Source organism: Streptomyces sp. NPDC021225 (assembly GCF_044332865.1).
GTDB lineage: Bacteria > Actinomycetota > Actinomycetes > Streptomycetales > Streptomycetaceae > Streptomyces.
The window spans coordinates 131,395-156,140 of record NZ_JBIRPV010000006.1 but is presented as its reverse complement, the minus strand read 5'-3'; the positions used below and the strand labels follow the sequence as shown (position 1 = coordinate 156,140).

General features: G+C 72.6%; 23 protein-coding genes and 1 pseudogene. 4 read left to right on the top strand and 20 right to left on the bottom strand.

Translation table 11 applies throughout. The features are described 5' to 3' along the window. Position 1 precedes the first annotated feature (1 nt). The 3 genes and pseudogenes from ACH4S9_RS26660 to ACH4S9_RS26650 form a co-directional block, all read right to left on the bottom strand. Positions 2-529: a hypothetical protein gene (locus tag ACH4S9_RS26660; RefSeq protein ID WP_385340186.1), complete on the bottom strand. Its 528-nt coding sequence runs from the start codon at positions 527-529 to the stop codon at positions 2-4. 116 nt (positions 530-645) lie between these two features. Next, complete coding sequence (locus ACH4S9_RS26655; RefSeq protein ID WP_385340228.1) at positions 646-1,011, bottom strand: ArsR/SmtB family transcription factor; 366 nt, start codon at positions 1,009-1,011, stop codon at positions 646-648. Positions 1,012-1,080: 69 nt separating this feature from the next. Further along, positions 1,081-1,533, bottom strand: a pseudogene (locus ACH4S9_RS26650) (tellurite resistance TerB family protein); the annotation flags it as partial. Positions 1,534-1,760: 227 nt separating this feature from the next. Between ACH4S9_RS26650 and ACH4S9_RS26645 the strand changes: the two are divergent. Then, the gene (locus tag ACH4S9_RS26645; RefSeq protein ID WP_398374435.1) at positions 1,761-2,618 is read left to right on the top strand and encodes a universal stress protein; all 858 of its coding nucleotides are present in this window, start codon (positions 1,761-1,763) and stop codon (positions 2,616-2,618) included. A 33-nt stretch (positions 2,619-2,651) separates the two neighbouring features. On the opposite strand, the gene ACH4S9_RS26640 is transcribed toward ACH4S9_RS26645, so the two are convergent. Then, positions 2,652-5,393 (bottom strand): GNAT family N-acetyltransferase, encoded by a 2,742-nt coding sequence (locus ACH4S9_RS26640; RefSeq protein ID WP_398374100.1) that lies wholly within the window; start codon positions 5,391-5,393, stop codon positions 2,652-2,654. Positions 5,394-5,583: 190 nt separating this feature from the next. Between ACH4S9_RS26640 and ACH4S9_RS26635 the strand changes: the two genes are divergently transcribed. After that, positions 5,584-6,462, top strand: a complete 879-nt coding sequence (locus ACH4S9_RS26635) for a universal stress protein (RefSeq protein ID WP_358843815.1) — start codon at positions 5,584-5,586, stop codon at positions 6,460-6,462. A 115-nt stretch (positions 6,463-6,577) separates the two neighbouring features. Here ACH4S9_RS26635 and ACH4S9_RS26630 read toward each other — a convergent pair whose 3' ends face one another. Beyond that, positions 6,578-7,453, bottom strand: a complete 876-nt coding sequence (locus ACH4S9_RS26630) for a universal stress protein (RefSeq protein WP_385340189.1) — start codon at positions 7,451-7,453, stop codon at positions 6,578-6,580. Positions 7,454-7,502: 49 nt separating this feature from the next. Next, positions 7,503-8,177, bottom strand: coding sequence for a CBS domain-containing protein (locus ACH4S9_RS26625; protein WP_398374099.1), 675 nt, complete (start codon positions 8,175-8,177; stop codon positions 7,503-7,505). A 94-nt stretch (positions 8,178-8,271) separates the two neighbouring features. Between ACH4S9_RS26625 and ACH4S9_RS26620 the strand changes: the two genes are divergently transcribed. Next, complete coding sequence (locus tag ACH4S9_RS26620; protein ID WP_398374098.1) at positions 8,272-9,552, top strand: Acg family FMN-binding oxidoreductase; 1,281 nt, start codon at positions 8,272-8,274, stop codon at positions 9,550-9,552. On the opposite strand, the gene ACH4S9_RS26615 is transcribed toward ACH4S9_RS26620, so the two are convergent. From ACH4S9_RS26615 to ACH4S9_RS26560, 12 genes are all read right to left on the bottom strand, one after another. Then, complete coding sequence (locus ACH4S9_RS26615) at positions 9,553-10,425, bottom strand: universal stress protein (protein WP_385340195.1); 873 nt, start codon at positions 10,423-10,425, stop codon at positions 9,553-9,555. It abuts the gene before it with no gap. Positions 10,426-10,533: 108 nt separating this feature from the next. Further along, entirely contained in the window at positions 10,534-11,523 is a 990-nt protein-coding gene (gene hypE / locus ACH4S9_RS26610) for a hydrogenase expression/formation protein HypE (RefSeq protein WP_385340232.1), read from the bottom strand. Positions 11,524-11,593: 70 nt separating this feature from the next. Continuing rightward, on the bottom strand, positions 11,594-12,718 hold the full coding sequence (gene hypD / locus ACH4S9_RS26605) for a hydrogenase formation protein HypD (protein ID WP_398374097.1): 1,125 nt from the start codon (positions 12,716-12,718) through the stop codon (positions 11,594-11,596). Further along, positions 12,715-13,014 (bottom strand): HypC/HybG/HupF family hydrogenase formation chaperone, encoded by a 300-nt coding sequence (locus tag ACH4S9_RS26600; protein WP_398374096.1) that lies wholly within the window; start codon positions 13,012-13,014, stop codon positions 12,715-12,717. Before ACH4S9_RS26600 ends, hypD begins: the two co-directional genes overlap by 4 nt. 18 nt (positions 13,015-13,032) lie before the next feature. After that, positions 13,033-15,309, bottom strand: coding sequence for a carbamoyltransferase HypF (gene hypF / locus ACH4S9_RS26595; protein ID WP_398374095.1), 2,277 nt, complete (start codon positions 15,307-15,309; stop codon positions 13,033-13,035). Positions 15,310-15,588: 279 nt separating this feature from the next. After that, on the bottom strand, positions 15,589-16,074 hold the full coding sequence (locus ACH4S9_RS26590; protein ID WP_358843725.1) for a hydrogenase maturation protease: 486 nt from the start codon (positions 16,072-16,074) through the stop codon (positions 15,589-15,591). Beyond that, a complete protein-coding gene (locus ACH4S9_RS26585) occupies positions 16,071-17,432 on the bottom strand; it encodes a Ni/Fe hydrogenase subunit alpha (RefSeq protein WP_398374094.1) in 1,362 nt (453 codons plus the stop codon). The genes ACH4S9_RS26590 and ACH4S9_RS26585 overlap by 4 nt, the downstream gene beginning before the upstream one ends. Then, a complete protein-coding gene (locus ACH4S9_RS26580) occupies positions 17,429-18,289 on the bottom strand; it encodes an oxidoreductase (protein ID WP_398374093.1) in 861 nt (286 codons plus the stop codon). The genes ACH4S9_RS26585 and ACH4S9_RS26580 overlap by 4 nt, the downstream gene beginning before the upstream one ends. A gap of 1 nt (position 18,290) precedes the next feature. Further along, on the bottom strand, positions 18,291-19,103 hold the full coding sequence (locus ACH4S9_RS26575; RefSeq protein ID WP_361182384.1) for an FAD/NAD(P)-binding protein: 813 nt from the start codon (positions 19,101-19,103) through the stop codon (positions 18,291-18,293). Then, positions 19,100-19,555, bottom strand: coding sequence for a cyclic nucleotide-binding domain-containing protein (locus ACH4S9_RS26570; protein ID WP_398374092.1), 456 nt, complete (start codon positions 19,553-19,555; stop codon positions 19,100-19,102). The genes ACH4S9_RS26575 and ACH4S9_RS26570 overlap by 4 nt, the downstream gene beginning before the upstream one ends. Next, the gene (locus ACH4S9_RS26565) at positions 19,552-20,706 is read right to left on the bottom strand and encodes a 4Fe-4S dicluster domain-containing protein (RefSeq protein ID WP_398374091.1); all 1,155 of its coding nucleotides are present in this window, start codon (positions 20,704-20,706) and stop codon (positions 19,552-19,554) included. The genes ACH4S9_RS26570 and ACH4S9_RS26565 overlap by 4 nt, the downstream gene beginning before the upstream one ends. 120 nt (positions 20,707-20,826) lie before the next feature. Next, positions 20,827-21,387, bottom strand: coding sequence for a TetR/AcrR family transcriptional regulator (locus ACH4S9_RS26560; protein WP_385340206.1), 561 nt, complete (start codon positions 21,385-21,387; stop codon positions 20,827-20,829). Positions 21,388-21,477: 90 nt separating this feature from the next. Here ACH4S9_RS26560 and ACH4S9_RS26555 point away from each other — a divergent pair, with 90 nt between their 5' ends. After that, positions 21,478-22,296 (top strand): SDR family NAD(P)-dependent oxidoreductase, encoded by an 819-nt coding sequence (locus ACH4S9_RS26555; RefSeq protein WP_398374090.1) that lies wholly within the window; start codon positions 21,478-21,480, stop codon positions 22,294-22,296. Between the two features lie 35 nt (positions 22,297-22,331). Here the strand turns inward: ACH4S9_RS26555 and pdxA are convergent, their stop codons facing one another. Together pdxA and ACH4S9_RS26545 are read right to left on the bottom strand one after the other, a co-directional pair. Further along, entirely contained in the window at positions 22,332-23,345 is a 1,014-nt protein-coding gene (gene pdxA / locus ACH4S9_RS26550; protein ID WP_398374089.1) for a 4-hydroxythreonine-4-phosphate dehydrogenase PdxA, read from the bottom strand. A 32-nt stretch (positions 23,346-23,377) separates the two neighbouring features. Continuing rightward, positions 23,378-24,610: a four-carbon acid sugar kinase family protein gene (locus tag ACH4S9_RS26545; protein WP_398374088.1), complete on the bottom strand. Its 1,233-nt coding sequence runs from the start codon at positions 24,608-24,610 to the stop codon at positions 23,378-23,380. Between the last annotated feature and the right edge of the window lie 136 nt (positions 24,611-24,746).

Genomic DNA, 24,746 nt, shown 5'->3' with positions numbered 1-24,746 from the left:
CTCACCCCCGGTCCCGCCGCTCGGATCCTCCGGCGTCGGCCCTCCTCCGGGGCCGCTCCGGACGGTCGGCCGTCCTCTTGTGCCTGGTCTCCTGCTCGCCGCCGCGGGAGCGCTCCTCGCGACCGGATCTCCGCTCGCCTCCGCGCTCCTCGTCCCGCGCCTTCGACTCCCCGGCTTCCCCGCTCTCCTTGCGGCCGCCCTCCCTGTGGCCGTCCCCCGTGTGGCCGTCGGAGCCGGAGCGCAGCGCCTCGGCCTGCCGCTCCAGCCGGTCACTCAGCGCGTCGATACGATGACTGGCCGCCGACATGGCCGCCGACCGACCGGCCGCCACGATCTGGTCGCGCACCTCGTGGCTCAGTTTGCCGAGCTCGGAGGAGCTCACCTGCGCCGGCCCCATCGCACCCCGGCCCGCTACGAGCCGCCTGCCTGCGGTCAGACCGGCGAGGGCGAGTGCCGAGCGCATCCGATGACCGCGTCCGAGGAGATAGCCGCTGGTGAAAGCGAGCGCCACTTGGCCGTTGTTCGTCATCCGCCCATACCTTCCCTGTCGGGTGAACGCACTATATGGACATATCACCAAGTATGGCGCATTCCACCGGTCCGACCGTCGGCACAGGGACCGTCGACGACGTCACGGCATCGCCTTCAGCCCCGGGAAGCGCGCGTGCCCTGCGGTTCCGCCGGGGCGAGGAGGTAGGAATGGAGCTGGCCGAGCAGTTCGGCGATGCCCTCCTCGTCGGCGCGGTAGCGGACCAACTTGCCGGTGCGCGTTGACTGGAGCAGGCCGCCGCGGCGGAGGACCGCGAGATGCTCGGAGGTGGTCGACGGGCCGAGTCCGGCACGCTCGGCGACCTCGCCGACCGTCAGCTCCTCCCCACCGGCGAAGTGCGCGAAGAGCCGCTGACGCGTCGTGCTGGCCAGCGCCTTGAGAAAGACCTGAAGGTCGTCGTCGGGGATGGCGGCCTCGGGGCGCGCCGCCTGTTCCGTACCGGATTCCGCTCGCGGCGGCAATCGGTCTTCGGACAGCCGCGGGAGTTCGTCCAGGGCCCGGTACGGGCGGGGAACGCGGAGAGCGCGGTGCAGGTCGAACTCGGCCGGAGGGATGTCGAGGGCCGAGCAGGCCTCGCGGACGACGGTCCGCTCACTGTCGTCGAAGTGTCCGTCGGCACAGCCGATGACGATGCCGATCTGGATGACGGCTCGCGCCTCCGCCGGCTTCTTCTTCGCCTTGCCGATCTCCTGCATGGCGCTCACCTTGCCGAGAGGGAAGTCCTCGGTGAGCTGGTCGAGGTGTTCCTCGAAGCGGCGGTGCAGATCGCCCGGGGGAAAGTTCTGGAGCACGTCGTTGGTGGCGATGAGCTGGGCGACGCGCTGTCGCTCGGACGGGTCGATCGTCCCGTCCGCCGCCGCCACCAGGGCGCACATCGCCATGCTCGCGTCCCGGAACGCCCCGCTCCGCAACTCGTTCTTCTTCGCCGTGAGCTGGGCCTGCATCGTCTGGGCCGAGTCCTTGATGCGGTCCCACAGCGCCATCTGTATCTCCTTGCCAGTACTGCCCGCCAAATGAGGAGGAAACAGAATCTACAGGTTTGTAGAGAGGCACCAAAAAAGAAGCCGTGCCTTCACCATCTTCTCTCGGCCGCCGGACCGCTTCCCACTCATCCCGAGTGGGCCGCGCGCGGTGTCACGGTGACCATAGAAGTACCGGGACCGGATCGGCCACAGGAAACGAGTCAGTCGCAGGAGAGGCGGTGGGAAGGATGGAGTTCCCGCTGGTCGTGGGTGTCGACGGATCGGACTCCAGTCTGCGGGCGGTGGACTGGGCCGTGGACGAGGCGGCGCACCGGGGACTGACCCTGCGCCTGGTCCACACGGCCCGATGGGAACGCTACGAGGGAAACCTCCCGTCGTTCAGTGCCGACCGCCCCGCCGGGGAGGTGATGGCCGACCACATCATCGCCTCCTGCGCGGAGCGCGCCCGGCTGCGCGACCCCGACGTCAAGGTGTCCGGCGAGGTGCGGCCCGATGACGCCGTGAGCGCCCTGCTGGACAAGGGCCGCGCGGCATTCGCCGTGATCACGGGCAACCGCGGCAGAAGCGAGCTGTCCGGAATGCTGCTGGGCTCGGTGAGCCTGGCGGTGGCGGCCCGCGCGCTGTGCCCGGTGATCGTGGTCCGCGGTGCGGAACGGAATCTCCGTGGAGGCTTCGGCCGGGTGGTGCTGGCGGTCGGCGACCGCGCCGAAGACTCGGCAGCTGCACGGTTCGCCCTCGGTGAAGCCCGGGCGCGGGGCTGCGAACTGCACGCGGTACGGGCCTGGCGGCGACCGGCCGGGAGACATCTGGACGATACGGACCATGTGCACGAGGAGCAGGCCGCCCGGATACTCGACGACGCCTTGAACCAGGTCAAGGCAGACGAGGGCGGCACCGCCCCGCGTCGGGCCACGGTCGAGGGGCCCGCGCACAGGGTCCTGCTCGCCGCGTCCGCCGACGCCGATCTGCTGGTGGTCGGCGCGCTCCGACGTCATGGACACACTGGTCTACAGCTCGGGCGGGTGAGCCACTCCGTACTGCAACACGCCGACTGCCCGGTCGCCGTCGTCCCGCAGCAGGCATGACAGATCTGCACCCTGCCTCCCGGGGCCCGGTGTTCAGGTCCCCCGCCGGGCTCCGGCCGCGCGCAGCCGACGCAGGTAGGGGTCGTGTGCATGACGGGGCAGGATCCGCAGCCTGACATCGAGCGCCACCACGCCCTCGGGCCGGGCGACCACCGGGTTGAGGTCCGCCTCGGCGAGTTGCGGGAGGTCGCAGGCCATCCGGGACAACCGCAGCAGCAGTTGCTCCAGCCGCTCCAGGTCCACGGCCCCGCCGCCCCGGTAGCCGAAGAGCAGCGGGGCGCAGCGCGGGGAGGTCATGAGGGTGTGCACATCGCGGTCGGTGAGCGGCGCGAGCCTGGCGGCGTGGTCGGCGAGCAGGTCGGTGGCGGTGCCCCCGAGGCCGAAGAGCACCAACGGGCCGAACACCTCGTCCTGCACGACGCCGGCGAACAACTCGGTGCCACGGCGCGCCATCGGCTGCACCAGCGCGCCGGTCATGCGGTCCCGGAAGCGTTCCCGCAGGTCCCGGTAGGCGTCGCGGACCGCTTCCGCTCCCTCGAGTTCGAGTCGCAGCGCTCCCTGGTCGCTCTTGTGCACCAGCCCGGGCCAGTACGCCTTGAGAGCGATCCGGGTGTTCTCCTCGGCGAGGTGGCGGACGGCCTCGGCGGCGCTGTCCTCGTCCTCGGCCCAGGCCCAGGGCAGTTGGGGGATGTGGTAGCGGTCGAGCAGGGCGGCGCAGGCGCGGGGGTCGAGCCAGCCGCCGTCGGGGTGGCGGGTGAGGTGTTCCGCCACGATGGCCGTGGCGCCGACGGTGTCGATCCCGGACAGCGGCGGTACGGTGCCCGGCGGTTCGGCGCGCCAGCGGGCATAGCGGACGGCGTGGGTGAGGGCTCGGGCGGCCGACTGCGGCTCGGCGTAGGCCGGGACGGCGCGGTCGTCGGTGCTCGCGAGCAGTCGTACGGGGGCCTCCTGGTCGAGGAGGACCGCGGCGACCGGCCGGGGGTGCCGGCCCGGTGTGCCGGTGAGGGCGAGCAGCGGGTCCTGGTCGGTGCCGGTGGCCAGCGCGGTGGGGACCAGGACCACCAGCACCGCGTCGACGGCGCCGTGTGCGGCGAGCCGGTCCACGCAGGCGCGCAGCCGGTCGGCGGTCACCGCGGCCGTGGTGTCCACGGGGTTGGCGGTGGCCGCCCCGGGCGGCAGGAGCGTGCGGAGTTCACCGGCCAGGACGGTATCGAGGGCGGGGACGCTCAGCCCCGCCTCGACGCAGGCGTCGGCGGCGAGCACTCCGGCGCCTCCCGCGTTACTGACCACCGCGACATCGGCTCCGGCGGGCGACGGCTGGGCGTACAGCAGGGCCGCGGTGTCGGTCAGTTCGGCGATGCTCCGGGTGGCGATGATCCCGGCCTGGGCGAACAGGGCACGACGGGTCATGGTGGGGGTGGCCGCGGCGGCGGTGTGTGAGGCGGCGGCGCGCCGTCCGGCGTCCGAGCGGCCCGCGTCCACGGTGAGGACCGGCATGCCACGGGCGACCCGTCGGGCGGTGCGGGAGAAGGCCCGGGGGTTGCCGAAGGACTCCAGGTGGAGGACGGCCAGGCGGGTGCCGTGGTCGGACTCCCACCACTGGAGCATGTCGTTGCCGCTGACGTCGTACTTGTCGCCGAGCGAGACGAAGCTGGAGATGCCCACGCCCAGGCGGCGAAGCCGCTCGAGCAGCGCGATGCCCACCCCTCCGGACTGCACGGCGACCCCCGCCGACCCGGGCAGCGGCGGGTGCGCGGCGAAGGTGGCGTTGAGGCGCACCTCGTCGGCCGTGTTGGCGATGCCCAGGCAGTTGGGGCCCACCAGCCGCATCCCGTAGCGGCGGCAGGTGGTGAGGAGCGCCTCGGCCTGGGCCGCGTCGAGGCCGGCCGTCAGGACGACCAGCACCCGAACCCCCCGGACGCCGCACTCCTCGGCCGTCCTGGGGACGGCGGGTGCGGGCACGCAGAGCACGACGAGTTCCGGGGCCAGGGGAAGGGCCGCCACCGTCGGGCGGGCCGGCGTTCCCTCGATGACATCAGTGTGCGGGTTGACCGCGTACAGGGCTCCGGCGAATCCCCCGGCGCGGAGGTTGCCGAGCACCGCCCGCCCCACCGACCCGGGACGGCGTCCCGCTCCGACGACGGCTACCGAGCGCGGCCGCAGCACTGGCCGCAGGCTGGCCACGTCGGCGATCCGGCCGCGGCGGTCCACCGCCGACAGATAGCGCTCGTCCTCCTCCAGGTGCACGGTGCAGCGCACATCGGTGCCGTCGAAGTGGCGGGAGGTGCGCAGGCCCAGATCGGCGAAGACCTTCAGGACGGCGTGGTTCTCGGCGAGCGCCTCGGCGGTGAAGGCCGAGACCCCCGCGTCCCTGGCCGTGTGGACGAGGTGTTCCAGCAGCAGGGTGCCGATTCCCTGCCCGTGGCGGCCCTCGGCGACGGCCAGGGCCATTTCGGCCGACACCGGCTCGCCGGGGGCCGCGGGGAGGGTGGTGTACTCCGCCGCACCGACCACCCGCTCCTGTGCCACGGCGAGCAGCGCGCGGTAGCCGGGGCGTGCTGGTGCGCAGATGCGTGCCGCCGCCTCGTCCGCGTAGCTCGGATTGGCCGCGAAGAACCGCAGCCGCAGGTCCTCCGGTGACATCTCGTGGTGCATGCGCAGCACTTCGTCCCGGTCCTGGGGCCTGGCGGCGCGTATCTCGACGGTGCTGCCGTCGGCGAGCAGCGCGTGCACCGCGTCGCCGCAGTGCGTCCGGCCAAAGCCGCGGTCGCCCATGCGGCCAGTGTCCCACCGGACGCACCGCCACCTGCGGCGGCGGGTGTTCCGTCGAACGCGGCCGCCCCGCGGCCCGGAGGGCCGGGGCCGACCGTTCCCGGTCCGGGGCCGACCCGCCCACCCGCGCGAGACCCGCCGGTGCCACCGTGGACACAGGGGTACCCGAGGTCGCAGGAAGGCGGTGGGCATGATGTCGCTCTCGCTGGTCGTGGGTGTCGATGGATCGGAATCCAGTCTCCAGGCGGTGGACTGGGCCGTGGACGAGGCTGCCCGCCACGGGTTGCCCCTGCGCCTGGTCCATGCCTCTCGTTGGGAGCGGTACGAGGGGGGCTTCCCCGTCTTCGCCACCGGCCGCTCCTCCGGGGAGATCCTGGCCGAACAGATCGCGGCGTCCGCCACGGAACGTGCGACGCTGCGCGACCCCGACGTCAAGGCGTGTGGTGAAGCGCTGGCCGAAGACACCGTGACGGCGCTGCTGGCGGCGGGCCGTGAAGCGTTCGCCGTGGTCACGGGCTCTCGGGGCAGAGGAGAGCTCGCCGGCTCGCTCCTGGGGTCGGTCAGCCTGGCGGTGGCGGCCCGCGCCATGTGCCCGGTGATCGTGGTCCGTGGCGGGGAGCGGAACCGCGAGGGGGCCTTCGGGCGCGTCGTCCTCGCGGTCGGCGACCCCTCGGAGGGCCTGGCTGCGGCACACTTCGCCTTCCGTGAGGCACGGGCGCGGAACGCCGAAGTACACGCCGTACGGACCTGGCTGTGCCCGGCGGAGCGGCACGCGGGCCGGACGCTGTTGGCACACGAGGCCACCACCCTGCTCTACGAAGAGCAGGCGACGAGCATCCTCAACGAGGTCCTGGACCAGGTCGAACGCGAACATCGCGAGATCACGTGCCACCGCGATGTGGTCGAGGGACGCGCGCACCAGGTTCTGCTGGGCATGTCGGAGCGCGCGGATCTGCTGGTGGTCGGGGCCCTCCGCCGCCCGGACCACACCGGTCTGCAGCTCGGCCGGGTCAGCCATGCCGTACTGCACCACTGTGCGTGTCCGGTCGCCGTCGTACCGGAACGGCGCTGAGACGTCGGTCCGCTCCGACGCGACAGCCGCGCTCCGGGTCCGGACCCGTGGATCAGGGGCTGACCCGTAAGGACACAGCTCGTGGCCGGATTCCGGGATTGGGGTCCCTGCCCCCTCATTCGTGGGGGACCACGGCGACCGGGCACGTGGCGTGGTGCACGGCCGCCTGCACCACCGGGCCGAGCCGGGGCGCCAGGGCGGCCCGGTGTCTGCGCCGGCCGATGATCAGCAGCCCACTGCCGGAGGCCGCCCGTACGACGGCCTGCGCCGGGCTCTCGAGCCGCACCTCGTCGATCACCCGCACGCGCGGAAACCTCTCCCGCCACGGCCGCAGCACCTCATCCAGTTCCCGCTGCGCCTTCTCGGCGACGTCCCTGGCGATGCCGGGGTCCACACCCCACGGAACGAACGCCTGGACCGGCAGGCCCCTGCCATGGACGGCACGCAACGGGACACCGCGGGTGAACGCGGTGACATACGCGAACTCCAGCAGGTTGTCCTGGGGGCCGTGCAGGCTCAGTCCGACCACCACCTCCCGCTCGCGGACCTCGGACGGCCGTTCCTCCGCCGCCTCCCCCGCGCGCACCAGGACCACCGGCCGCTCGGCCCGCCCGACCACGTAGAGGCTGATGTCGCCGAGGAAGAAGCTCGCCAAGGGCTCCATCCCCCGCGACCCGAGCACCAGCATCCGGGACCGCGCCGCCGCGTCGAGCAGGGCGGTCTCGGCCTCCTCCGCGACCATCTCCTCCGCGATGGGCAGATCCGGGTGGCGGCGGCCGAGCTCCATGTGTGCGTCGTGCACGATCCGCTTCGCCCAGTAGTTCTGGTCATCCGCCGCGGGGCTGTCGGGCGTGGGCGGGGACAACAGAATCCACGCGTGCAGCAGACGCAGCGCGAGTTCGCGCCGCTCCGCCTCGTCGGCGGCCCAGCGGGCGGCGGCGAGGCTCTCCGGCGAGCCGTCGAGGCCCACGGTGACGACTTGTTCCTCCATGGCGTTGCTCCGTCTCCCGCACAGCCGCTCGATACCAGCCGCCCACGTCTTATGTGGCGGCGGCGGGCCCCTGCGTGTCATCGGTCCCATAGGCGATGTGCTCGGTGACCGAGACCACCCCGTCCACACTCCGGCACAGCCGCTCGATGATGGGGACCAGACTCCTGAACTCCACCGAGCCGCGCAGGGTGACCTCGCCCTCCCGTACGTCGACCGTCACCGCCGAGGGGGCCAGGCGCAACGTCCGGCGCAGCACGTCGCGCTCGATCTCCTCACGGATCGCGTCGTCATGGCGCAGGAAGATCCGCAAGAGATCGGCGCGGCTGATGATGCCCAGCAACTGGTCGGTCTCGTCGACCACCGGCAGCCGCTTGACGCCCTGGACGGCCATCAGACGGGCCGCCTCGACCACACTCCACTCCGGACGCGCGCACACCGCCGGGGCCGACATCAGCTCCTCCGCCCTCGTTCCCTCGGTCTTCGCGCGCTCCCACGCCTCCAGGTGCGGGATCGCCACCCGACCGGACGGATCGGCCTGGCCGGAGGACTTGCGCAGCAGATCGGCCTCTGACACGACACCGATCGGGTGGCCGGAGTCGTCCACAACCGGCACGGCGGTGACGTCGTTCTCCGCCAGCAGCTCCACGATCTCCTTGAACGGCATCTCGCGTGGCGCCCGGACCACGTTGCGGGTCATGAGTTCCCCGACCGTCCTGTGGTGCATGTCCCGACTCCCTTCGGACTCGCTGCCAGCCTCGCAGCCCACGACCGCCACCACATGAGTCGCACGGTCCCGCTCACCGGCCACTCGGCCCGGCATGAGAGCCATCGGGTACCCACACGAGGACATTCCGCCCATGCCATCCATCGCCGACCGTGAAACTCTGGACGAAGGCAGAAGACAGAAGGCCGGAGAGGCGGGGATGCCGATGCGTGCCCATATCGGCGACCAACTGATCATCGAAAGCCCGACCACCGGTGCGACCAGGCGCGACGGCGAGATCGTCGGAGTCCACCACGCGGACGGAACGCCTCCCTACGACGTGCGCTGGTCGGATTCCGGACGGGTCTCCCTCGTGTTCCCCGGACCGGACGCCCATGTTCACCACACCGGACACCCGCTCTCCGACGGGGCGGCGACGACGCTGGCGCGCGACGCCGCGGCCGCCCCGTCGATGCACAACGCACAGCCCTGGCGCTTCCGGTACTTCCGCGGCGAAGGCCTCTTCCTCGTGATCGCGGACCTGACGAGAACCCTGCCGCACTCCGACGCGGACCTCCGCGCCCTCCACCTGGGCTGCGGCGCCGCCCTGATGAACCTGCGCGTCGCGGCCGCCCACGCGGGCCGGCATCCGACGACCCGGCTGCTGCCCGACCCCGACGACCCGACCCTGCTCGCCGCCGTATCACTGACCGGCCTCCTCGGCGACGAAGACGATCCGGGCGCCCTGTACCCGGCCATCCACACCCGGCACACCAGCCGCTCCCCCTTCGCCGAGACCGAAATCCCCGAAACCGTGCGCGCCACCCTCCGCAAGGCGGCCGAGACCGAGGGCGTCTCGCTGTCCTTCGCCTCCGGATGGCATCTCCAGACGGTGCTGGACCTGGCCCTGGAGGCCGAGGCGCGCAACCTCACCGACCGCGGCAGCGCCGAGGACCTCACCCACTGGACCCGGCTCTCCGACCAGACTCCGCGGTCCGCCGACGAAGGCGTACCGCCCTACGCCTTCGGGCCCCGCCGACGCGGCGGCAGGGCCCCGGTGCGGGACTTCGCGGGCGGCCAACCGGTCCCCGGCCGCGAGGCCGCCGACTTCGAAAGCTCCCCTCAGTTGGCGCTGCTGGCCACCCCGGGCGACGAGCCGAAGGACTGGCTGTGCGCGGGGCAGGCCATGGAACGTGTCCTGCTGGCCGCGACGCTCGAAGGGCTGTCCAGCTCGTTCATCGCCCAGGCCCTGGAGTGGCCCGACCTGCGCTGGCCGCTGCGCGACCCGGTGGCCGGGACGGGACACGTCCACATGGTGCTGCGCCTCGGCTACGGCCCGCCGGGCCCCAAAACGCCACGACGCCCGACCCGCCACCTGCTCGACATCCAGCCCTGATCACCCCGGGACGGCGAGGACCGGGCACCGCGCATGGTGCAGCACGCCCTGACTCACCGAACCCAGCAGCATGCCCGCGAACCCGCCACGCCCCCGCGTCCCCACCACCAGACCGACCGAGTGGGCGGACGCCTCGGTCAGCACCTCCACCGGATGGCCCTTGACCACCTCGTGGTGCAGCTCCACCTCCGGGTGGAGCGCGGTACGCCCGGCGACCGTCTCGGAGAGCACCCGGCGGCACTCCCGCAGCGCCGCCTGCTCGTCCAGGACACCGATCAGCGGAGGGTCCCACACACAGATCGCCCGCAGGACGGCACCACGCAAGGCGGCCTCCCCGAACGCGAAGTCGACCGCCGCGGCGGAGTGCGCGCTACCGTCCACGCCGACCACCATGTACAGCGGGCGCTGTGTGATGTGCTCCGGTTCCGGCACCACGATGACCGGGCAGGGCGCATGGGCGATAACCGGCAGCGCCACCGAGGCGGAAGTGAACAGTTCCTGCCTGGTGCTCAAATGCCAGGAGCCGAGCACGACCACCGTGGCGTCCCTCGCCCGTTCACGCAGGACCCACGCCGGATTCCCCTCAGCCAGCAGCGCGGACACCTCCACCTCGGGACGCCGCGATTCGGCGAAGGCAACCGCCTCCCGGAGCACCTGGTCACCAGCCGAGTGCAGCACCTGGTTCCACTCCTCCCAGGACGGCCGCACCTCCCTCGACCGGTATCCCCCGGTCGGAACACCCTGGGCATGCACCAGCCACAGCGGCGACCGGCGCCGCGCCGCCTCGTCCACGGCCCAGGCAAGCGCAATCCGCCTGGTCGGGTCCGGGTCGACGCCCACCACGACCGGCCGACGCCCCTGCGGACTCGTCATCGCGATCTCCCGTCTCCCACCATCCAGCCTGACCCCGTCTGCCGCCGGACACCATCCCGTATGCCGGACCGCCGGTGGAGGGCTGATCTTCGCCGCCCCGCTCGCGGCTCAACAGATCCTGGGCAGTTGCTCGCCGAGCGGCAGGTCCACGATCCGGGTGCCGCCGAGGCCGGTGCGGGCCACGACCGTCCCGGGGTGTTCGGCCACGCATTCGCCGATCACCGCGGCCTCACGTCCCAGAGGGTGCGCGTGCATCGCGTCCACTACCCCGTCCGCGTGGTGCCTGGGCACGAAGGCCACCAGGCAGCCCTCATTGGCCACGTACATCGGGTCCAGTCCCAGGAGTGCGCAGGCGGTCGCCACCGCCTCCGGAACGGGCACCGCTCGCTCGTCGAGGACGACGCCGGTGTGCGAGGCTGCCGCGATCTCGTTGAGCGCGGCGGCCAGGCCGCCCCGGGTCGGGTCGCGCAGCACATGGATCTCGGGGGTGACCGCGAGCATCGCCTGGACCAGTCCGGTCAGCGGCGCGGTGTCACTGGCCACCTCGGTACCGAACGCCAGCCCTTCGCGGACGCTGAGGATGGCGATGCCGTGCAGGCCGACCGGGCCGCTGACGATCACCACGTCGCCGGGCCGGGCGCGCTGCGGACGGATGTCCACGCCATCGGGGATCAGCCCGACGCCGGCCGTGGTGATGTACACCCCGTCGCCGTGGCCGGAGTCGACCACCTTGGTGTCACCGGTGACCACGGTGACGTCTGCCGCTCGAGCGGCGGCGCCGATCGTCTGGGCGACCCGGCCGACGGTGGCCAGTTCCGTCCCCTCCTCGAGGATGAACGCGCAGGACAGGTACGCGGGAACGGCTCCGCTCATGGCGAGGTCGTTGACGGTGCCATTGACGGCGAGATCCCCGATGCCGCCGCCGGGGAAGAACAGCGGGCGGACGACATACGAGTCGGTCGAGAAGGCCAGCCGGGCGGCGCCGAGTGTGAGGGCGGCCGAGTCGGTGAGTTCTCCCAGCGCCTGACTTCCATAGGCCGGGAGGAAGAGGTGCCGGGTCAGTTCCGCCGAGAGTGCTCCCCCGCCGCCGTGGCCCATCACCACCACCGGGTGGTCGCGCAGCGGGACCGGACAGGACCACCCGGTGGCTCCGGTGGTGTCGGTGATGTCAGTCAACGGAAGTCGTCTCCTCCGTCATGCGGGGCGTGGCCAGGCGGCGGTACAGGTAGTAGGCGGCGCAGGCGCCCTCGCTGGAGACCATGGTGGCTCCGAGCGGTGTGCGGGGGGTGCAGGCGGCACCGAAGGCAGCGCACTCATGCGGCTTGATCAGGCCCTGAAGCACCTCACCGCTGCGGCACGCGGCGGACTCGTCGACGGCCAGGCCGGTGATGTCGAACCGATACTCGGCGTCGTGGTCACGGTAGGCGTCCGACAGCCGCCAGCCGCTGTCCGGAATGGTGCCGATGCCGCGCCAGGCGCGATCGGTGGTGGTGAACACCTCTCCGAGCACGCTCAGGGCGGCCGGGTTGCCTCCCTCGCGCACGGCGCGTGGGTAGGCGTTCTCGACGTGGTGTTCGCCTCGTTCGAGTTGGCGGACCACCCGTCGGATGCCTTCCAGGATGTCCAGCGGCTCGAATCCGGTGACCACAATGGGCACCTTGTAGGTGTCGGCGAGGCCCGGGTATTCGCCGGTGCCCATCACGCTGCATACGTGCCCGGCGGCGAGGAAGGCCTGTACGCGGCAGTCCGGGGACCGCATGATCGCTTCGATGGCCGGTGGCACCCGGACGTGCGAGACCAGCAGGCTGAAGTTGCGGACGCCGAGGCGTTTGGCCTGGTGGACCGTCATGGCGTTGGCGGGCGCGGTGGTCTCGAAGCCGACGCCGAAGAACACCACCTGTTTGTCCGGGGTCCGCCGGGCGATCCGCAGCGCGTCCAGCGGTGAGTACACGACACGGACGTCGCCGCCGTCGCTCTTGACCCGGAACAGGTCGCGGTCGCTTCCCGGTACCCGGAGCATGTCGCCGAACGAGCAGAAGACCACGTCCGGGCGGGAGGCGATCGCCAGCGCCTTGTCGATCATCTCCAGCGGAGTGACGCAGACCGGACAGCCCGGTCCGTGGATCAGCTCGATGTTCTCGGGCAGCAGCTGGTCGATGCCGTGGCGGATGATCGAGTGGGTCTGGCCGCCGCAGATCTCCATCATGGCCCACGGCCGGGTGACCGTCCGGGCGATGTCGTCCAGGAGTCGTCTGGCCAGCTCAGGGTCCTGGAACTCGTCGATGTACTTCACCGGTTCTCCTCCTCGGGTGCCCTTCCCGCCTCGGCCGCCGCGCGTGCCCAGGCATCGCCGAACTCCTCGTCCATTGCGCCGATGTGTTCGAAGAGCCGGAGGGTGGCCAGGGCCGACTCCTCGTCGAGCCGCTGGATCGCGAAGCCGACGTGGACGATCGCGTAGTCACCGACCTCGATCTCCGGCAGATAGGCGAGGCAGACGTCCTTGACCACGCCGCCGAAGTCGACCCGCGCCATCGGCGTGCCGTCGCGCTCCTCGATGCCGACCACCCGGCCGGGTACCGCCAGGCACATGTGCTCCTCCTCGGTTCCTCAGTCGTCGGTGACACGGGCGGCGACGACCGCCTGTCCCAGGGCCAGGCCGCCGTCCCCGGGCGGGACGAGTGTGTGCCTGAGGACGGTGAATCCGTCCTCGGCGAGCCCGGCGGCGCACATCTCGTCCAGGAGGGCGTTGGTGAACACCCCGCCGGTGAGCGCGACCGTCCGCACCCCTGTGGTCCGATGCGCTTTCCGGCAGGCCGTGCGCACCGCGTCCGCGACCGCCAGATGGAAGCGGGCCGCGATCAGCGGAACCCCCACGCCCGAGCGCAGATCGGCCACGATCGCCGCCAGCAGCGACGCCGGGGCGTCGAGCTCGAAGGCATAGCCGTCCCGCACCCGGCCGGCGATCACGGCCGCGGCCTCCAGTTCCACGGCGGCCTGGGCCTCATACCCCACCCGGTGGCAGATGCCCACCAGCGAGGACACGGCGTCGAACAGCCGCCCCATGCTGGAGGTGGGTGTGCAGCCAAGTCCACGCGCCAACTGGGCTTCCAGCAACCGCAGTTCCTCCGGCGGGCAGGCGGTCGCACAGGGCAGGTCGGGCGACCAGGCGATACCGGCCGCACGCAGGTGCGACAAGGCCATCCGGTACGGATTCCGCACCCCCGCGTCACCGCCCGGCAGGGGTACGTACGCCAGATGCGTCAGGCGGCGGTAGCCCGCGTAGTCGGCCAGCAGCACCTCGCCGCCCCAGACGGCGCCGTCGTCCCCGTAGCCGGTGCCGTCGAAGGCGATCCCGAGCACCGGCTCGTGCAGGCCGTGCTCGGCCATGGCGGAGGCGATGTGGGCGTGGTGGTGCTGGACCAGGGTCAGCGGCCGACCGTCGCGGCGCGCCCAACGCGTGGACCGGTAGCCGGGGTGGCGGTCGGCCGCGACGCACACCGGATCGACGCGGGTGAGCGCGCGCAGATGGCTCTCGGCGCGCTCGAAGGCCCGCTGGGCGGCCAGGCTGTCCATGTCCCCGACGTGGGCGGACAGCCAGGCTGAGTCGTCCTCCGCCAGGCACAGGGTGTTCTTCAGGTCCGCGCCGACGGCGAGGACCGGGCGGACGGCCAGTGGAAGGCGGATCCTCGCCGGGGCGAAGCCGCGTGAGCGGCGGACCGGCAGCGGCGAGCCGTCCGCACGCACCCGGACCACGGAGTCGTCGCAGGCCACCGCGATGGGCCGGTCATGCCAGAGCCAGGCGTCGGCCAGCCCCTTCAGACGCGCGAGGGCCTCCCGGTCGTCGGTCACCAGCGGCTCGCCGGAGACGTTTCCGCTGGTCACCACGAGCACGCCGGAACCGGACGGGTCGTCGGGCAGACCGAACAACAGCCGGTGCAAGGGGGTGTAGGGCAGCATGACGCCGATGTCCGGAGTGCCCGGGCAGACCTGCGGGGCGAGCGGGGTACGGGCTCGACGGCGCAGCAGCACGATGGGGCGGGACCGCGCCGTAAGGAGTCGCCGCTCCGCCGGGCCGAGGTGGCCGAGCCGGGCGGCGGTGGCGGGATCGGGCGTCATGACGGCGAACGGCTTGTCGCTGCGGGCCTTGCGCCGGCGCAGTTCGCCCACCGCGTGCGGGGCGGTGGCATCGCACACCAGGTGATAGCCACCGATGCCCTTGACCGCCAGGATCGCCCCCGCGGCGAGCATCCGCCGGGCCTCGCTCAACGCGGCGCCGCCGTCCCGTCGTACGGGGCCGGAGAGTCTCAGGCGCGGCCCGCAGGCCCAGCATGCGACGGGCTGGGCATGGAACCGTCGGTTGGACGGGTCCGTGTATTCCGCCGCGCAGTCCGGGCACAGTGGGAACGTTGCCATCGTGGTCGTGGCCCGGTCGTAGGGCATCGCGGTGGTGATGGTGAACCGTGGGCCGCAGTCGGTGCAGGTGATGAACGGGTGCCGGTGGCGGCGGTCGGCCGGGTCGGCCAGCTCCGTCAGACAGGACTCGCAGGTAGCGCTGTCCGGCGGGACGAGGGCGCGGCCCCGGCCCGTCGTGGAGGGCACGATCGCGAAACCGGTGCGGCCCGTCGGGGGCAGTTCGGAGACGGACACCGAGACGATCTCGGCCAGCGGGGGCGCGTCCGCCGTCAGCCGGTGGCGGAAGGCGACCACCGCGTCGGCGTTGCCCTCGATCTCGATCCGGGCGCCCGCCGGTCCGTTGGCGACCTGCCCGGACAGGCCCAGTTCGGTGGCCAGGGCGTGGACGAAGGGCCGGAAGCCGACCCCCTGCACCACGCCGCCGACCGCCACCAGGCGGCGGACCGGCCGCTGATGGACGACCGCGGTCACACCGGCTCCGCCACGGCGGAGCGGGGTGCGGCGGTTGGCTGTTCCATGGGTACGGCACTTCCGTCCGGTTAAGATCATGGTCCTGAGCGGGAGGCCCGGTCCCGGCCGTCGGGCGAAGTCCCGTCCGACCGCGCAGCGCCCGAGCGGGCCGTCGACCACGCTAGGAGGCGGCTGGGACCACCGCGGGACACCACGCCCGTGCGGTGGCCATGGTGTCCACGGACGGCCCAGGCGAGCAACGCCCGCGGTCCATGAGCGGAGCGGTCGCCCGGTCGGCGGTCAGTTCACCGCGTGGCGAAGACGGCCGTGCGCGTCGTCGATGGCTTCGGCCACCTGACGGATCAACCCGGGGAGAGCGTTCGCCACCGGCGCGCTCAGGCCGCGGCCCAGGGTGAACTCGGTCCCCTCCACCGCGTGCACCATCAGCTCCCGGGGCAACCGGTCGAGCGCGGCGGCCAGGGCGAACGTCTCGCCGAGCCCGAAGGCGTGAGTACTGCCCGGGCGTGCCGCCAGATGTGCGGTCCGTTCCGCCGTCAGGGTGTGCAGCCGCCCCGGCTTCCCGGGGTGGGCGTGCACCACTTCCACCACCACCACGGCGTCCTGAGGGCGCCACAGGCCGAGCATCCGTCCCGGCTCGCCGTCGCTGAGGGTCAGCAGCGTGCCCGCGGGTGCCCGGGCACGCAGTGCCTCGATGACGGCCGGTCCGGCGCCGTCGTCCCGGCGGAACGGGTTGCCCACACCGATCGCCACCACCCGTCCCGTCATCCGTGCTCCACGGTCAGGTCCAGGAAGTGGGCGGAGCAGGAGATGCACGGATCGTGGTTGCGGACGGCCCGCTCGCACAGGTGGACCAGCTCCCCGTCGTCGGCCGGCCGGCCCGGCGCGTCCAGGCGGGCCTGGACCAGGCGTCGGACGTCGTCCTCGATGGCGGCCTGGTTCTGCGCGGTGGGCGGCACGATACGGGCCAGGGTGAGGGTGCCGTCCGCGTCCATGGCGTAGCGGTGGTAGAGCAACCCGCGCGGTGCTTCGGTGGCCGCGCAGCCGGACGCCCGGCGCGGGGGCACCTCGACGTACGGCCGGGACGGTGGTTCGTAGGCGTCGATGATCCGCAGCGCCTCGGCCACGGCGTGTGCCACCTCGACGGCGCGGACGATGATGCTGCGGAAGGGGTTGCGGCACACCACACCCGCCGTGGGATCGCCGAGTCCCGCCTCCCGAGCCGCGTCGAGGGCCGAGGGGTGGAGCCACTGTCCGCTGATCGCGTACCGGGCCAGTGAACCGGTCAGGTGGCGGCGGCCGTCCAGTTCGGACACCAGGGCGGTCGAGTGCGGGACCTGCCGCTCCACCACACGCCGCTCGAACTCCTCCACCGGAAACTCCCGTACCGGGGCGGCCCGGTCCAGGGCCGGGGCGGCGGGCGCGGCCATGACGGCCGGGGTTCCGGAGTCGATGGCGTACCGGCCGGGGTCACACATCGCCAGCAGTGCTCCGTCGTACGCGGCATCGGGAAAGTCGAAGCCGGCCACCCAGCGCACGGTCTCCAGGGCGTCGTCATGGGCCCTGCGGAGCCGCTCGGCCAGGGGACGCAGCTCGGCCGGTGCGGGCACGCGGTAGAAACCTCCGAGGCGGACGTTGACCGGGTGGATCGCGCGGCCGCCGAGCTGCTCCATCACGGCGTTTCCCGCCTGCTTGATCCGCAGGCCCCGTTCCACGGCCGCGCGGTGCCGGCGGGCGAGTTCGACCGCGCTGGGGTGGCCGAGGAAGTCGGGGGCGTGCAGCAGATGGATGTGCAGGGACTGGCTCTCGATCCATTCGCCGTAGTACAGCAGGCGGCGCAGCCGGGCGATCCCGCCGTCGACCGTCACTCCGCAGGCGCGCTCGATCGCCTGGCAGGAGGACATCTGGTAGGCGACGGGGCAGATCCCGCAGATCCGCGCGGTGATGTCGGGCGGCTCGTGGTGGCCCCGGCCCACCAGGAACGCCTCGAAGAACCGCGGTGGCTCGTAGATGCGCAGCCGTGCCTCGGCGACCGTCCCGTCGCGCACGGTGAGGTGGAGGGCGGCTTCGCCCTCCACCCGGGCGAGGGCGTCCAGACGCAGGACGCGGGATCCGCGATGGCTCATCGGGGCTCGCCCTCCGCCGGGGGGTCGGTGGGCTCGGAGGGCTCGGTGGGCTCCTGAGCGGCGAGCCCGGGTACGGGGGTGTATTCGGGCGAGGCCGCGTTGAAGGTCCGGAAGACACGCAGGATGTCCTGTCCGCTCATGCCGTCGTGCCGCAGCTGACGCACCATGGACTCCAGGTTGGGACGGGCGACCGGCCCGAAGCAGCCGTAGCAGCCGCGCCCGTAGGCGGGGCAGAGGGCACCGCACCCGGCGTGGGTGACCGGTCCCAGGCAGGGAGTGCCGTGGGCGACGGTGACGCAGGTCGTGCCGCGCCGCTTGCACTCGAAGCAGACGCTCTGGCCGGAGATGTTCGGCTTGCGCCCGGCCAGAAACGCCGTGATCACCTCCAGCAGCTGGCCGCGGTCGATCGGGCAGCCACGCAGCTCGAAGTCGACCGGCACATGCGCGGAGATCGGGGTGGAGGTGTCCAGGGTCGCGATGTACTCCGGGCTGGCGTAGACCGCGGCGCGGAACTCCTGGGCGTCCGCGAAGTTGCGCAGCGCCTGGACGCCGCCCGCGGTGGCACAGGCCCCGATGGTGACCAGCCGGCGGGAGATCCGCCGGATGTGGTGGATCCGCCGGACGTCCTCGGCTGTGGTGACGGACCCCTCCACCAGGGAGAGGTCGTACGGTCCGGTGCCCGCGAGGGTGGCCGGCTCCCGTGAGTCCTCCGCGGCGGACATCTCCAGGAAGTGTGCGATGCGCACCCGGCCGGCGAGTGGCAGCAGTTCGTCCTCGCAGTCGAGCAGGGTCAGCTGGCAGCCGTCGCAGGAGGCGAACTTCCAGACCGCGAGGGCGGGGCGGGGGTCGGATTCCATCTCACAGCTCCCTCACGGCGAGCAGGGGCCGGGCACGGTCGTAGCCGGTCACCGGGCCGTCCCGGCACAGCAGCAGCGGCCCGAGCTGGCAGTGGCCGCAGTGGCCGGTGCCGCAGCGCATGTTCCGCTCCAGCGAGACCTGAACCCGATGCTCCGGCAGGCCACGGGTGAGCAGGGCCCGGGCGGTGTGCCGGATCATCACCTCGGGCCCGCAGACCAGCGCGGTGGTCCGGTCCGGGCGCGGTTCGGCCCGGGCCAGCAGGGTGGTGACCGTGCCCACGTCGCCGCGCCAGCCGGGGCCGGGCCGGTCCACCGTCACCTCCACCCGCGCCGGGGCGCGCCGCCAGTGCTCCAGTTCCTCCCGGTAGAGCAGGTCCTGGGGGGTGCGGGCCCCGATCAGCACATGAAGGCGGCCGTAGCGCCCGGGGTGGTCGAGCACATGGTGTACCACCGGTCGCAGCGGGGCGAGCCCGATGCCTCCGGCGATCACCAGGATGTCGGACCCGGCCGCCCGGTCGAGGTCCCAGCCGATGCCGTAGGGGCCGCGCAGGCCCAACGTGTCCCCCGGCCCGAGCCGGCACAGCCCGTCGGTGACCGCGCCGATCGCGCGCACGGTGTGCACCAGGCGGTGGCGGTCGCGGATCGCGCTCACCGAGATCGGCACCTCGCCGACACCGAAGACGTACAGCATGGCGAACCGGCCCGGCGAGAAGTCCGGGAGCGCCCGCCCGACAGGCGTCACCTCGAACGAGACGCAGTCCGCGGTCTCCGCCGAGACGGCCGTCACCCGGTACGGCAGCGGAACGGTGGTCATGAACGGCCACTTCCGTACGGGGCGTACAGGTCGAGCAGCCGGAGCCGGGTGGCCTGGAGCCGGTCGGCGATCAGCGCGGCGCAGCGCAGCATCAGCTCGTAGCCGAACTCCGGATCGCCCGCGCACAGCTCGCGCACCTCGGCCGCGCGGAATTCCCAGGTCCGCACCGGCCCCACGGCCCGGGCGCCCAGATGCCAGCGGTACGGCGGGAAGATCCACGACCACCCGAGCTGCTGCCGTGGCCCCAGGGTCTCCATCACCTGTGCCTGACGGCCGGGGACGTACACGTCGAGGGCGACCTCACCCGAGCGGATCAGCCAGAAGCGGTCCGCGGTGCCTCCCTCGTCGAAGAGTCTGCTGCCCGCAGGGAAGAGCCGCTCGTCGGCGAGGGCGAACAGCCGCTCCCGCTGGACTCGCGGGAGGGTCTCGAGCAGCAGCGGCCACGTGGTCACGACGGGTCGTCCTCCGTGCGCATGGTCCAGTCGTGCAGGGCCGCGGCCTCCTCGGTGATGTCGATGGCGACCGGGCACCAGACGATGCAACGGCCGCAGCCGACGCACCCCGACGATCCGAACTGGTCGTACCAGGTGCCGAGCTTGTGGGTGAGCCACTGCCGGTAGCGGCTGCGGGAGGAGGGGCGTACCGGCCCGCCGGGCAGGTATGAGAAGTCCAGGTCGAAGCAGTTGTCCCAGATCCGCCAGCGCTCGGCGTGGTCCCCGGTCAGGTCGGTGATGTCCTCGGTGGTGGTGCAGAAGCACGTGGGGCACACCATGGTGCAATTGCCGCAGGTCAGGCAGCGCGAGGCAACATCGTCCCAGCGAGGCGCGTCCAGTGTCTCCGCCATCAGCCGCTGGAGGTCGGTCTCCGGCATCGTGCGGCCCATCCGGTCGGCGGCGGACGCGACGGCGGCCACGGCGGCCTCGCGGACGGCTGCCGAGGCCGGGGCGACGGGCAGTTGTGCCAGGACCTCGGCACCCTCCGGGGTGCCGTCGCGGATCCAGAACCGGTGGCCCCCGGCATCGGCCAGCTCGGTCAGCACCAGGTCGTACCCGGGGCCGGCCGCCGGCCCGGTGCCCATCGAGACGCAGAAGCACGTGCCGCCGGGCTCGGTGCACTCGACCGCCACCAGAAACGCCCCGGACCGCCGGCCCCGATAGACCGGGTCGGTGTGCGGACCGGCCGTGAGCACCCGGTCCTGGACGGCGATGGCCCGCAGGTCGCAGGACCGGACACCGAGGAAGGCATAGCGGGGAGGCGTGGTGTCGTCGGCCTCGATGGCCAGTTCACCGGCCGCGCGCTCGGCCCTCCACTGGCGTACCCGGGCAGGGTGCAGAAACGTCTTCCACGACTGCGGACCGGCCGCGTTGGCGAAGGCCGCGCCGTCCGTCCGCGACCGCAGCCGGTACCGTCCGGCTTCGAGCTCCACCCCCCATCCGTACGGCAGCTGAGCCGCCGACTCCAGCTCGTCCAGCACGATGGCGCCATCCCTTACCGTCGGGCCGATCACCGTGTGCCCGCGCGCCCGGAGAACGTCGACCAGAGCGGCCAGACCGTCCTGGCCGATCACGGCCCCCTCGGCCGAGGAAACCGGCGACGTACTCATCACAGCTCACCTCGGTCATCGGTCGACCCTGACCCCGTCCGCGTACACATTCCGTCATGCGCCCGGGAATCCGCGCGCCGACACGACCGGGATCGGCCGAATGGTCTCGTGTCGAGGGCATTACTTCGCGGCGAGGCTCCGTAGCGCGAGATCCACCTGGTGTTCGGTCATGTCCGGGTCGGAGTCGGGGATCAGTTGCGCGATACGGATGAGTCCGAGAAGTTGATAGGCGATGTCCTGAGCGGTCACATCGGCGGCGAGGGTGTGATCGGCCCGGGAGCGGTCGACAGCCTGCTGGCCGATCCTGGTGAGGTGGGCGAGGCATCGCTCGAGGTCCTCATCCGACGGCGAGCCGCCGACGAGCAGATCGACCATGGCCCTGTTGCGCGAGAGTTGAGCCATCGTCGCGGTGAAGAACTCGCGGAGGCCGGCGATCGCGGACGCCCCCTCCGGGAGGGCCGCCTCCGCGAGTTCGGCCAGATCGGTGCCCATCGCGGCCTGCACGAGGTGCTCACGGGTGGGGAAGTGGCGGTAGAGGGTCCCCAGGCCGACGCCCGCCGCCGCGGCGATGGCGCGCATGTCCACGGTCATGCCGCTCTCCCGGAAGGCCTCTCCCGCGGCCGCCAGGATCCGTTCCCTGTTGGCGACGGCGTCTCGTCGCTGCTTCCGGTCCTCTGTCACCCCCTCACCATAGCCGAATCGGAACAGCTGTTCCGCTCTGTGCTAGGTTAATCCGGAACACGCGTTCCGGAAATGAAAAGGGGCAGGGGCATGAGGACGATCGTGATCACCGGAGGCACCGACGGCATGGGGGCGGCGCTGGCCCGCCACTTCCTGAGCGCGGGTGACCGCGTCGTGGCAATCGGGCGAAGCCGCGCCAAGTTCGACGCGCTGCTCACGACCGTGACGGGCGACGACCGGTCAGCGAAACAGCGGGCGGAGTTCGTCGCGGCCGATCTGTCGTCGGTCGCCGACAGCCGCCGCGTGGTCGAGCACCTGCGGGCGCACCACGAGCGCATCGACGCACTGGTTCTCGCCGCCTCCTTCATCCGGCAGCGTCGACACACCACGGCCGAGGGGCACGAGGCCTCCTGGGCGCTGTTCTTCCTCTCCAAGTACCTGTTCGTCACGGGGCTCGCCCCGCTCCTCCGCGCGGCTGAGAGACCGGTCATCGTGAACACGGCCGTTCCCGGAGCGCGAGCCGGCGCGATCGACTTCGACGACCTCGAGATGCGCGAGGGGTTCACGTTCACCAGGTCCAACGCGCAGCAGCGCCGCGCCAACGAACTGCTCGGCCTCCTGGCCACCGGCGAGAATCCGGGCCTCGCCTACGTGACCTGGGGCCCGGCTCGGCTGGTCCGTTCCAGCTTCGCCGGCGACGTCGGGAAGGGCATGAAAATCGCCGCCGTGGTTCTGGGGAGGCTGCTGGGCCAACGCCCGGATACCGCGGTCGGACCGATCATCGACATCGTCGGCGCCCCGGCCCCGGGAAGGGCCGCCTACCGCGGCGCCAAGAAGCTCACGCTCACCGTCGGCGACCACGACGACAGGGACGCCGCGCGCCTGGCAGCAGCGGTCGGGGACGAGTAGGCGCGGGCGGCGCCGTAGGTGCGGGGGACGGCGGTTCAGGCGGGCGGGGCGAGCGGCACCGTGGCCATCTCGGCCGCCTGGCGCAGCGCCTCGACCATGCTGCCGGCCTCCGCCGTGCCCGTTCCGGCGATGTCGAACGCGGTGCCGTGGTCGACGGAGGTGCGGATGACGGGCAGGCCCACGGTGAGGTTGACGCCCGCCTCGATGCCCAGGACCTTGACCGGGCCATGGCCCTGGTCGTGGTACATCGCCACGATCAGGTCGTAGTCGCCGCGTGAGGCGAGGAAGAAGGCGGTGTCGGCGGGGAGCGGACCCCGGGCGTCGACGCCCTCGGCGCGCAGCTTCTCCAGGGCCGGGACGATCTTCTCGTCCTCCTCGCCGTAGCCGAACAGTCCGTTCTCGCCCGCGTGCGGGTTGATGCCGCAGACGCCGATGACGGGGTTCGGGGTGCCGGCCCGGACCATCGCGTCGTGGCCGCGGCGCACGGTGCGCTCGACGAGGCCCGGCTCGATGCGGTTGACGGCGTCGATCAGGCCGATGTGGGTGGTGACGTGGATGACCTTCACCTTCTCGGTGGAGAGCATCATCGAGACCTCCTCCGTCCCGGTCAGGTGGGCGAGGAGTTCGGTGTGGCCGGGGTAGATGTGCCCCGCGGCGTGCAGGGCCTCCTTGTTGAGCGGTGCGGTGCAGATGGCGTGCACCTCGCCTGCCACGGCGAGTTCGGCGGCCCGCTCGATGTACGCGTACGCGGCGCCGCCCGCGACCGGCGACAGCTCGCCCCAGGCCAGGTCGGCGGGGAGCAGACCGAGGTCGACCACGTTGACGCGGCCGGGCGTGAACTCGGCGTCGCGCGGGTGGTCGACGACGGCGATGTCGCAGTCCAGGCCGAGGATGCGGGCGGCCTCGCGCAGCCGCCGGGCGTCGCCGATGACGACGGGGCGGCAGCGGGTCAGGACGGCGTCGTCGAGCAGCGCGGCGACGACGACCTCGGGGCCGATGCCGGCGCCGTCGCCCATGGTGACGGCGATGAGCGGGAGGGGGGTGGGCATGAGAGCAACTCCTACACGGATGGGGGGCGGGGTCAGGAGGCGGCCAGTCGGGGCCGTAGCGCAACGGCGATGCGCAGCAGCGAGTCCTCGGCGCCGTAGCTGCCGGGGCGGGTGACGACATGGCGGCCGTCGGGGGTGCGGGAGCGGACGGCGCCGTGGTGGATCTGGCCGAGCGGCTGCAACTCCCCTATGCCCAGGGCGTCCAGGGTGGTGCGGGCGGTCTCGCCGCCGGTCATGACGAGGTCGGGGCGGCCCGGGTACGCGGCGGCGAGCGCGCCGAGGGCGGTGCTGAGGGCCCGCCCCGCGCCGGGGCGCGGGCCCGCCGAACCGTCGATGGACAACACGGTCAGGGCGGGCGCGGCGGCATGACTCGGCAGTCGGACCGTGCCCGCCGCCAGGTCGGCCGGGTCCAGCGGCACATGGTGCGCGCCGATCGCGGTGAGCCGCGCGATCTGCGCGACCGCGCCGGGCTCGGCGGTCCCCACGACGAAGAGCAACGGGGTGCCGTCCTGGGTGGGCGCGGGCGGGGGTGCGGCGGCAGCGGGACGCGGCAGCGCGCGCCCGAGCGCGGCCGCCAGGCCACCGCTGCCCAGGAGCCGGAATCCGGGGCCGAGCCGCAGCGCCGCCGCGGCCACCGCGTCCAGGTCGGCGTCGGTCTCGGCGTCCGGAGCGGGGTGCGCGCCGGATGCGGCGATCCGCCGGAACTCCGCGTCCAGCCCGGCGGGTTCGGACCGTACGACGTCGAGGGGGACGGTACGGACCGGCAGGCCGGACAGCGCCTCGGGCAGCGAGCGGGGCGCGGACGCGCGTTCCGCGCGCCAGCCGTCCGTACGGTGCAGCGGAACGCCGTTCACACGCACCACGCCGCCGGTCACGGTGCGCCGGGCCACGGGCAGCGCGGGGGCGATGACGACGGCCTCGGCGCCCTCGGCGTAGGCGGCGGCCTCCGCGGCGAGATGGCCGCGCAGTTGTGAGTCGACCTTCTTGTAGAGCAGTCGGGGCGGACCGGACCGCGCCGCGCGCAGCGCCGTCCGCACGGCGTGTTCCGCTTCGGCGACCGGCAGGTGGCGGGTGTCCAGGTCCACGACGAGGTCATGCGCGGCGGCGGTCCCGGCCACGTCGACGCCGCCCAGCGACAGTCGGACGGGACCGCCGAGCGCGCAGGCGGTCTCCGCCGCGCCGGACAGGTCGTCCGCGAGCGCGACGACGTACGGCGGTACGGGCGGCGAGACGGATGGACGTGGGGGTGGGGGCGGTGAAGCCACGGGTCGAACCTCCTCGGGCGTGCCGGCAGGGGGCAACCCGGTAAGGATCATGACACAAGTTGCGTGAAGCGCGCGAGGCCCCTTGCGCGAATTACGCAGTCGTGCGAGCGTTCCCGTGGCGCCGACGGCCGTCACC

Bases quoted from the DNA above. Each gene is read 5' to 3' on its own strand.
- ACH4S9_RS26565 (WP_398374091.1), bottom strand. From the start codon at position 20,706: ATGAGTACGTCGCCGGTTTCCTCGGCCGAGGGGGCCGTGATCGGCCAG.
- ACH4S9_RS26645 (WP_398374435.1), top strand. From the start codon at position 1,761: ATGGAGTTCCCGCTGGTCGTGGGTGTCGACGGATCGGACTCCAGTCTG.
- ACH4S9_RS26600 (WP_398374096.1), bottom strand. From the start codon at position 13,014: ATGTGCCTGGCGGTACCCGGCCGGGTGGTCGGCATCGAGGAGCGCGAC.
- ACH4S9_RS26580 (WP_398374093.1), bottom strand. From the start codon at position 18,289: ATGGAATCCGACCCCCGCCCCGCCCTCGCGGTCTGGAAGTTCGCCTCC.
- ACH4S9_RS26585 (WP_398374094.1), bottom strand. From the start codon at position 17,432: ATGAGCCATCGCGGATCCCGCGTCCTGCGTCTGGACGCCCTCGCCCGG.
- ACH4S9_RS26625 (WP_398374099.1), bottom strand. From the start codon at position 8,177: ATGCACCACAGGACGGTCGGGGAACTCATGACCCGCAACGTGGTCCGG.
- ACH4S9_RS26615 (WP_385340195.1), bottom strand. From the start codon at position 10,425: ATGACGAGTCCGCAGGGGCGTCGGCCGGTCGTGGTGGGCGTCGACCCG.
- ACH4S9_RS26635 (WP_358843815.1), top strand. From the start codon at position 5,584: ATGTCGCTCTCGCTGGTCGTGGGTGTCGATGGATCGGAATCCAGTCTC.
- ACH4S9_RS26555 (WP_398374090.1), top strand. From the start codon at position 21,478: ATGAGGACGATCGTGATCACCGGAGGCACCGACGGCATGGGGGCGGCG.
- ACH4S9_RS26630 (WP_385340189.1), bottom strand. From the start codon at position 7,453: ATGGAGGAACAAGTCGTCACCGTGGGCCTCGACGGCTCGCCGGAGAGC.
- pdxA (WP_398374089.1), bottom strand. From the start codon at position 23,345: ATGCCCACCCCCCTCCCGCTCATCGCCGTCACCATGGGCGACGGCGCC.
- ACH4S9_RS26640 (WP_398374100.1), bottom strand. From the start codon at position 5,393: ATGGGCGACCGCGGCTTTGGCCGGACGCACTGCGGCGACGCGGTGCAC.
- hypE (WP_385340232.1), bottom strand. From the start codon at position 11,523: ATGGGCCACGGCGGCGGGGGAGCACTCTCGGCGGAACTGACCCGGCAC.
- ACH4S9_RS26620 (WP_398374098.1), top strand. From the start codon at position 8,272: ATGAGAGCCATCGGGTACCCACACGAGGACATTCCGCCCATGCCATCC.
- ACH4S9_RS26575 (WP_361182384.1), bottom strand. From the start codon at position 19,103: ATGACCACCGTTCCGCTGCCGTACCGGGTGACGGCCGTCTCGGCGGAG.
- ACH4S9_RS26590 (WP_358843725.1), bottom strand. From the start codon at position 16,074: ATGACGGGACGGGTGGTGGCGATCGGTGTGGGCAACCCGTTCCGCCGG.
- ACH4S9_RS26660 (WP_385340186.1), bottom strand. From the start codon at position 529: ATGACGAACAACGGCCAAGTGGCGCTCGCTTTCACCAGCGGCTATCTC.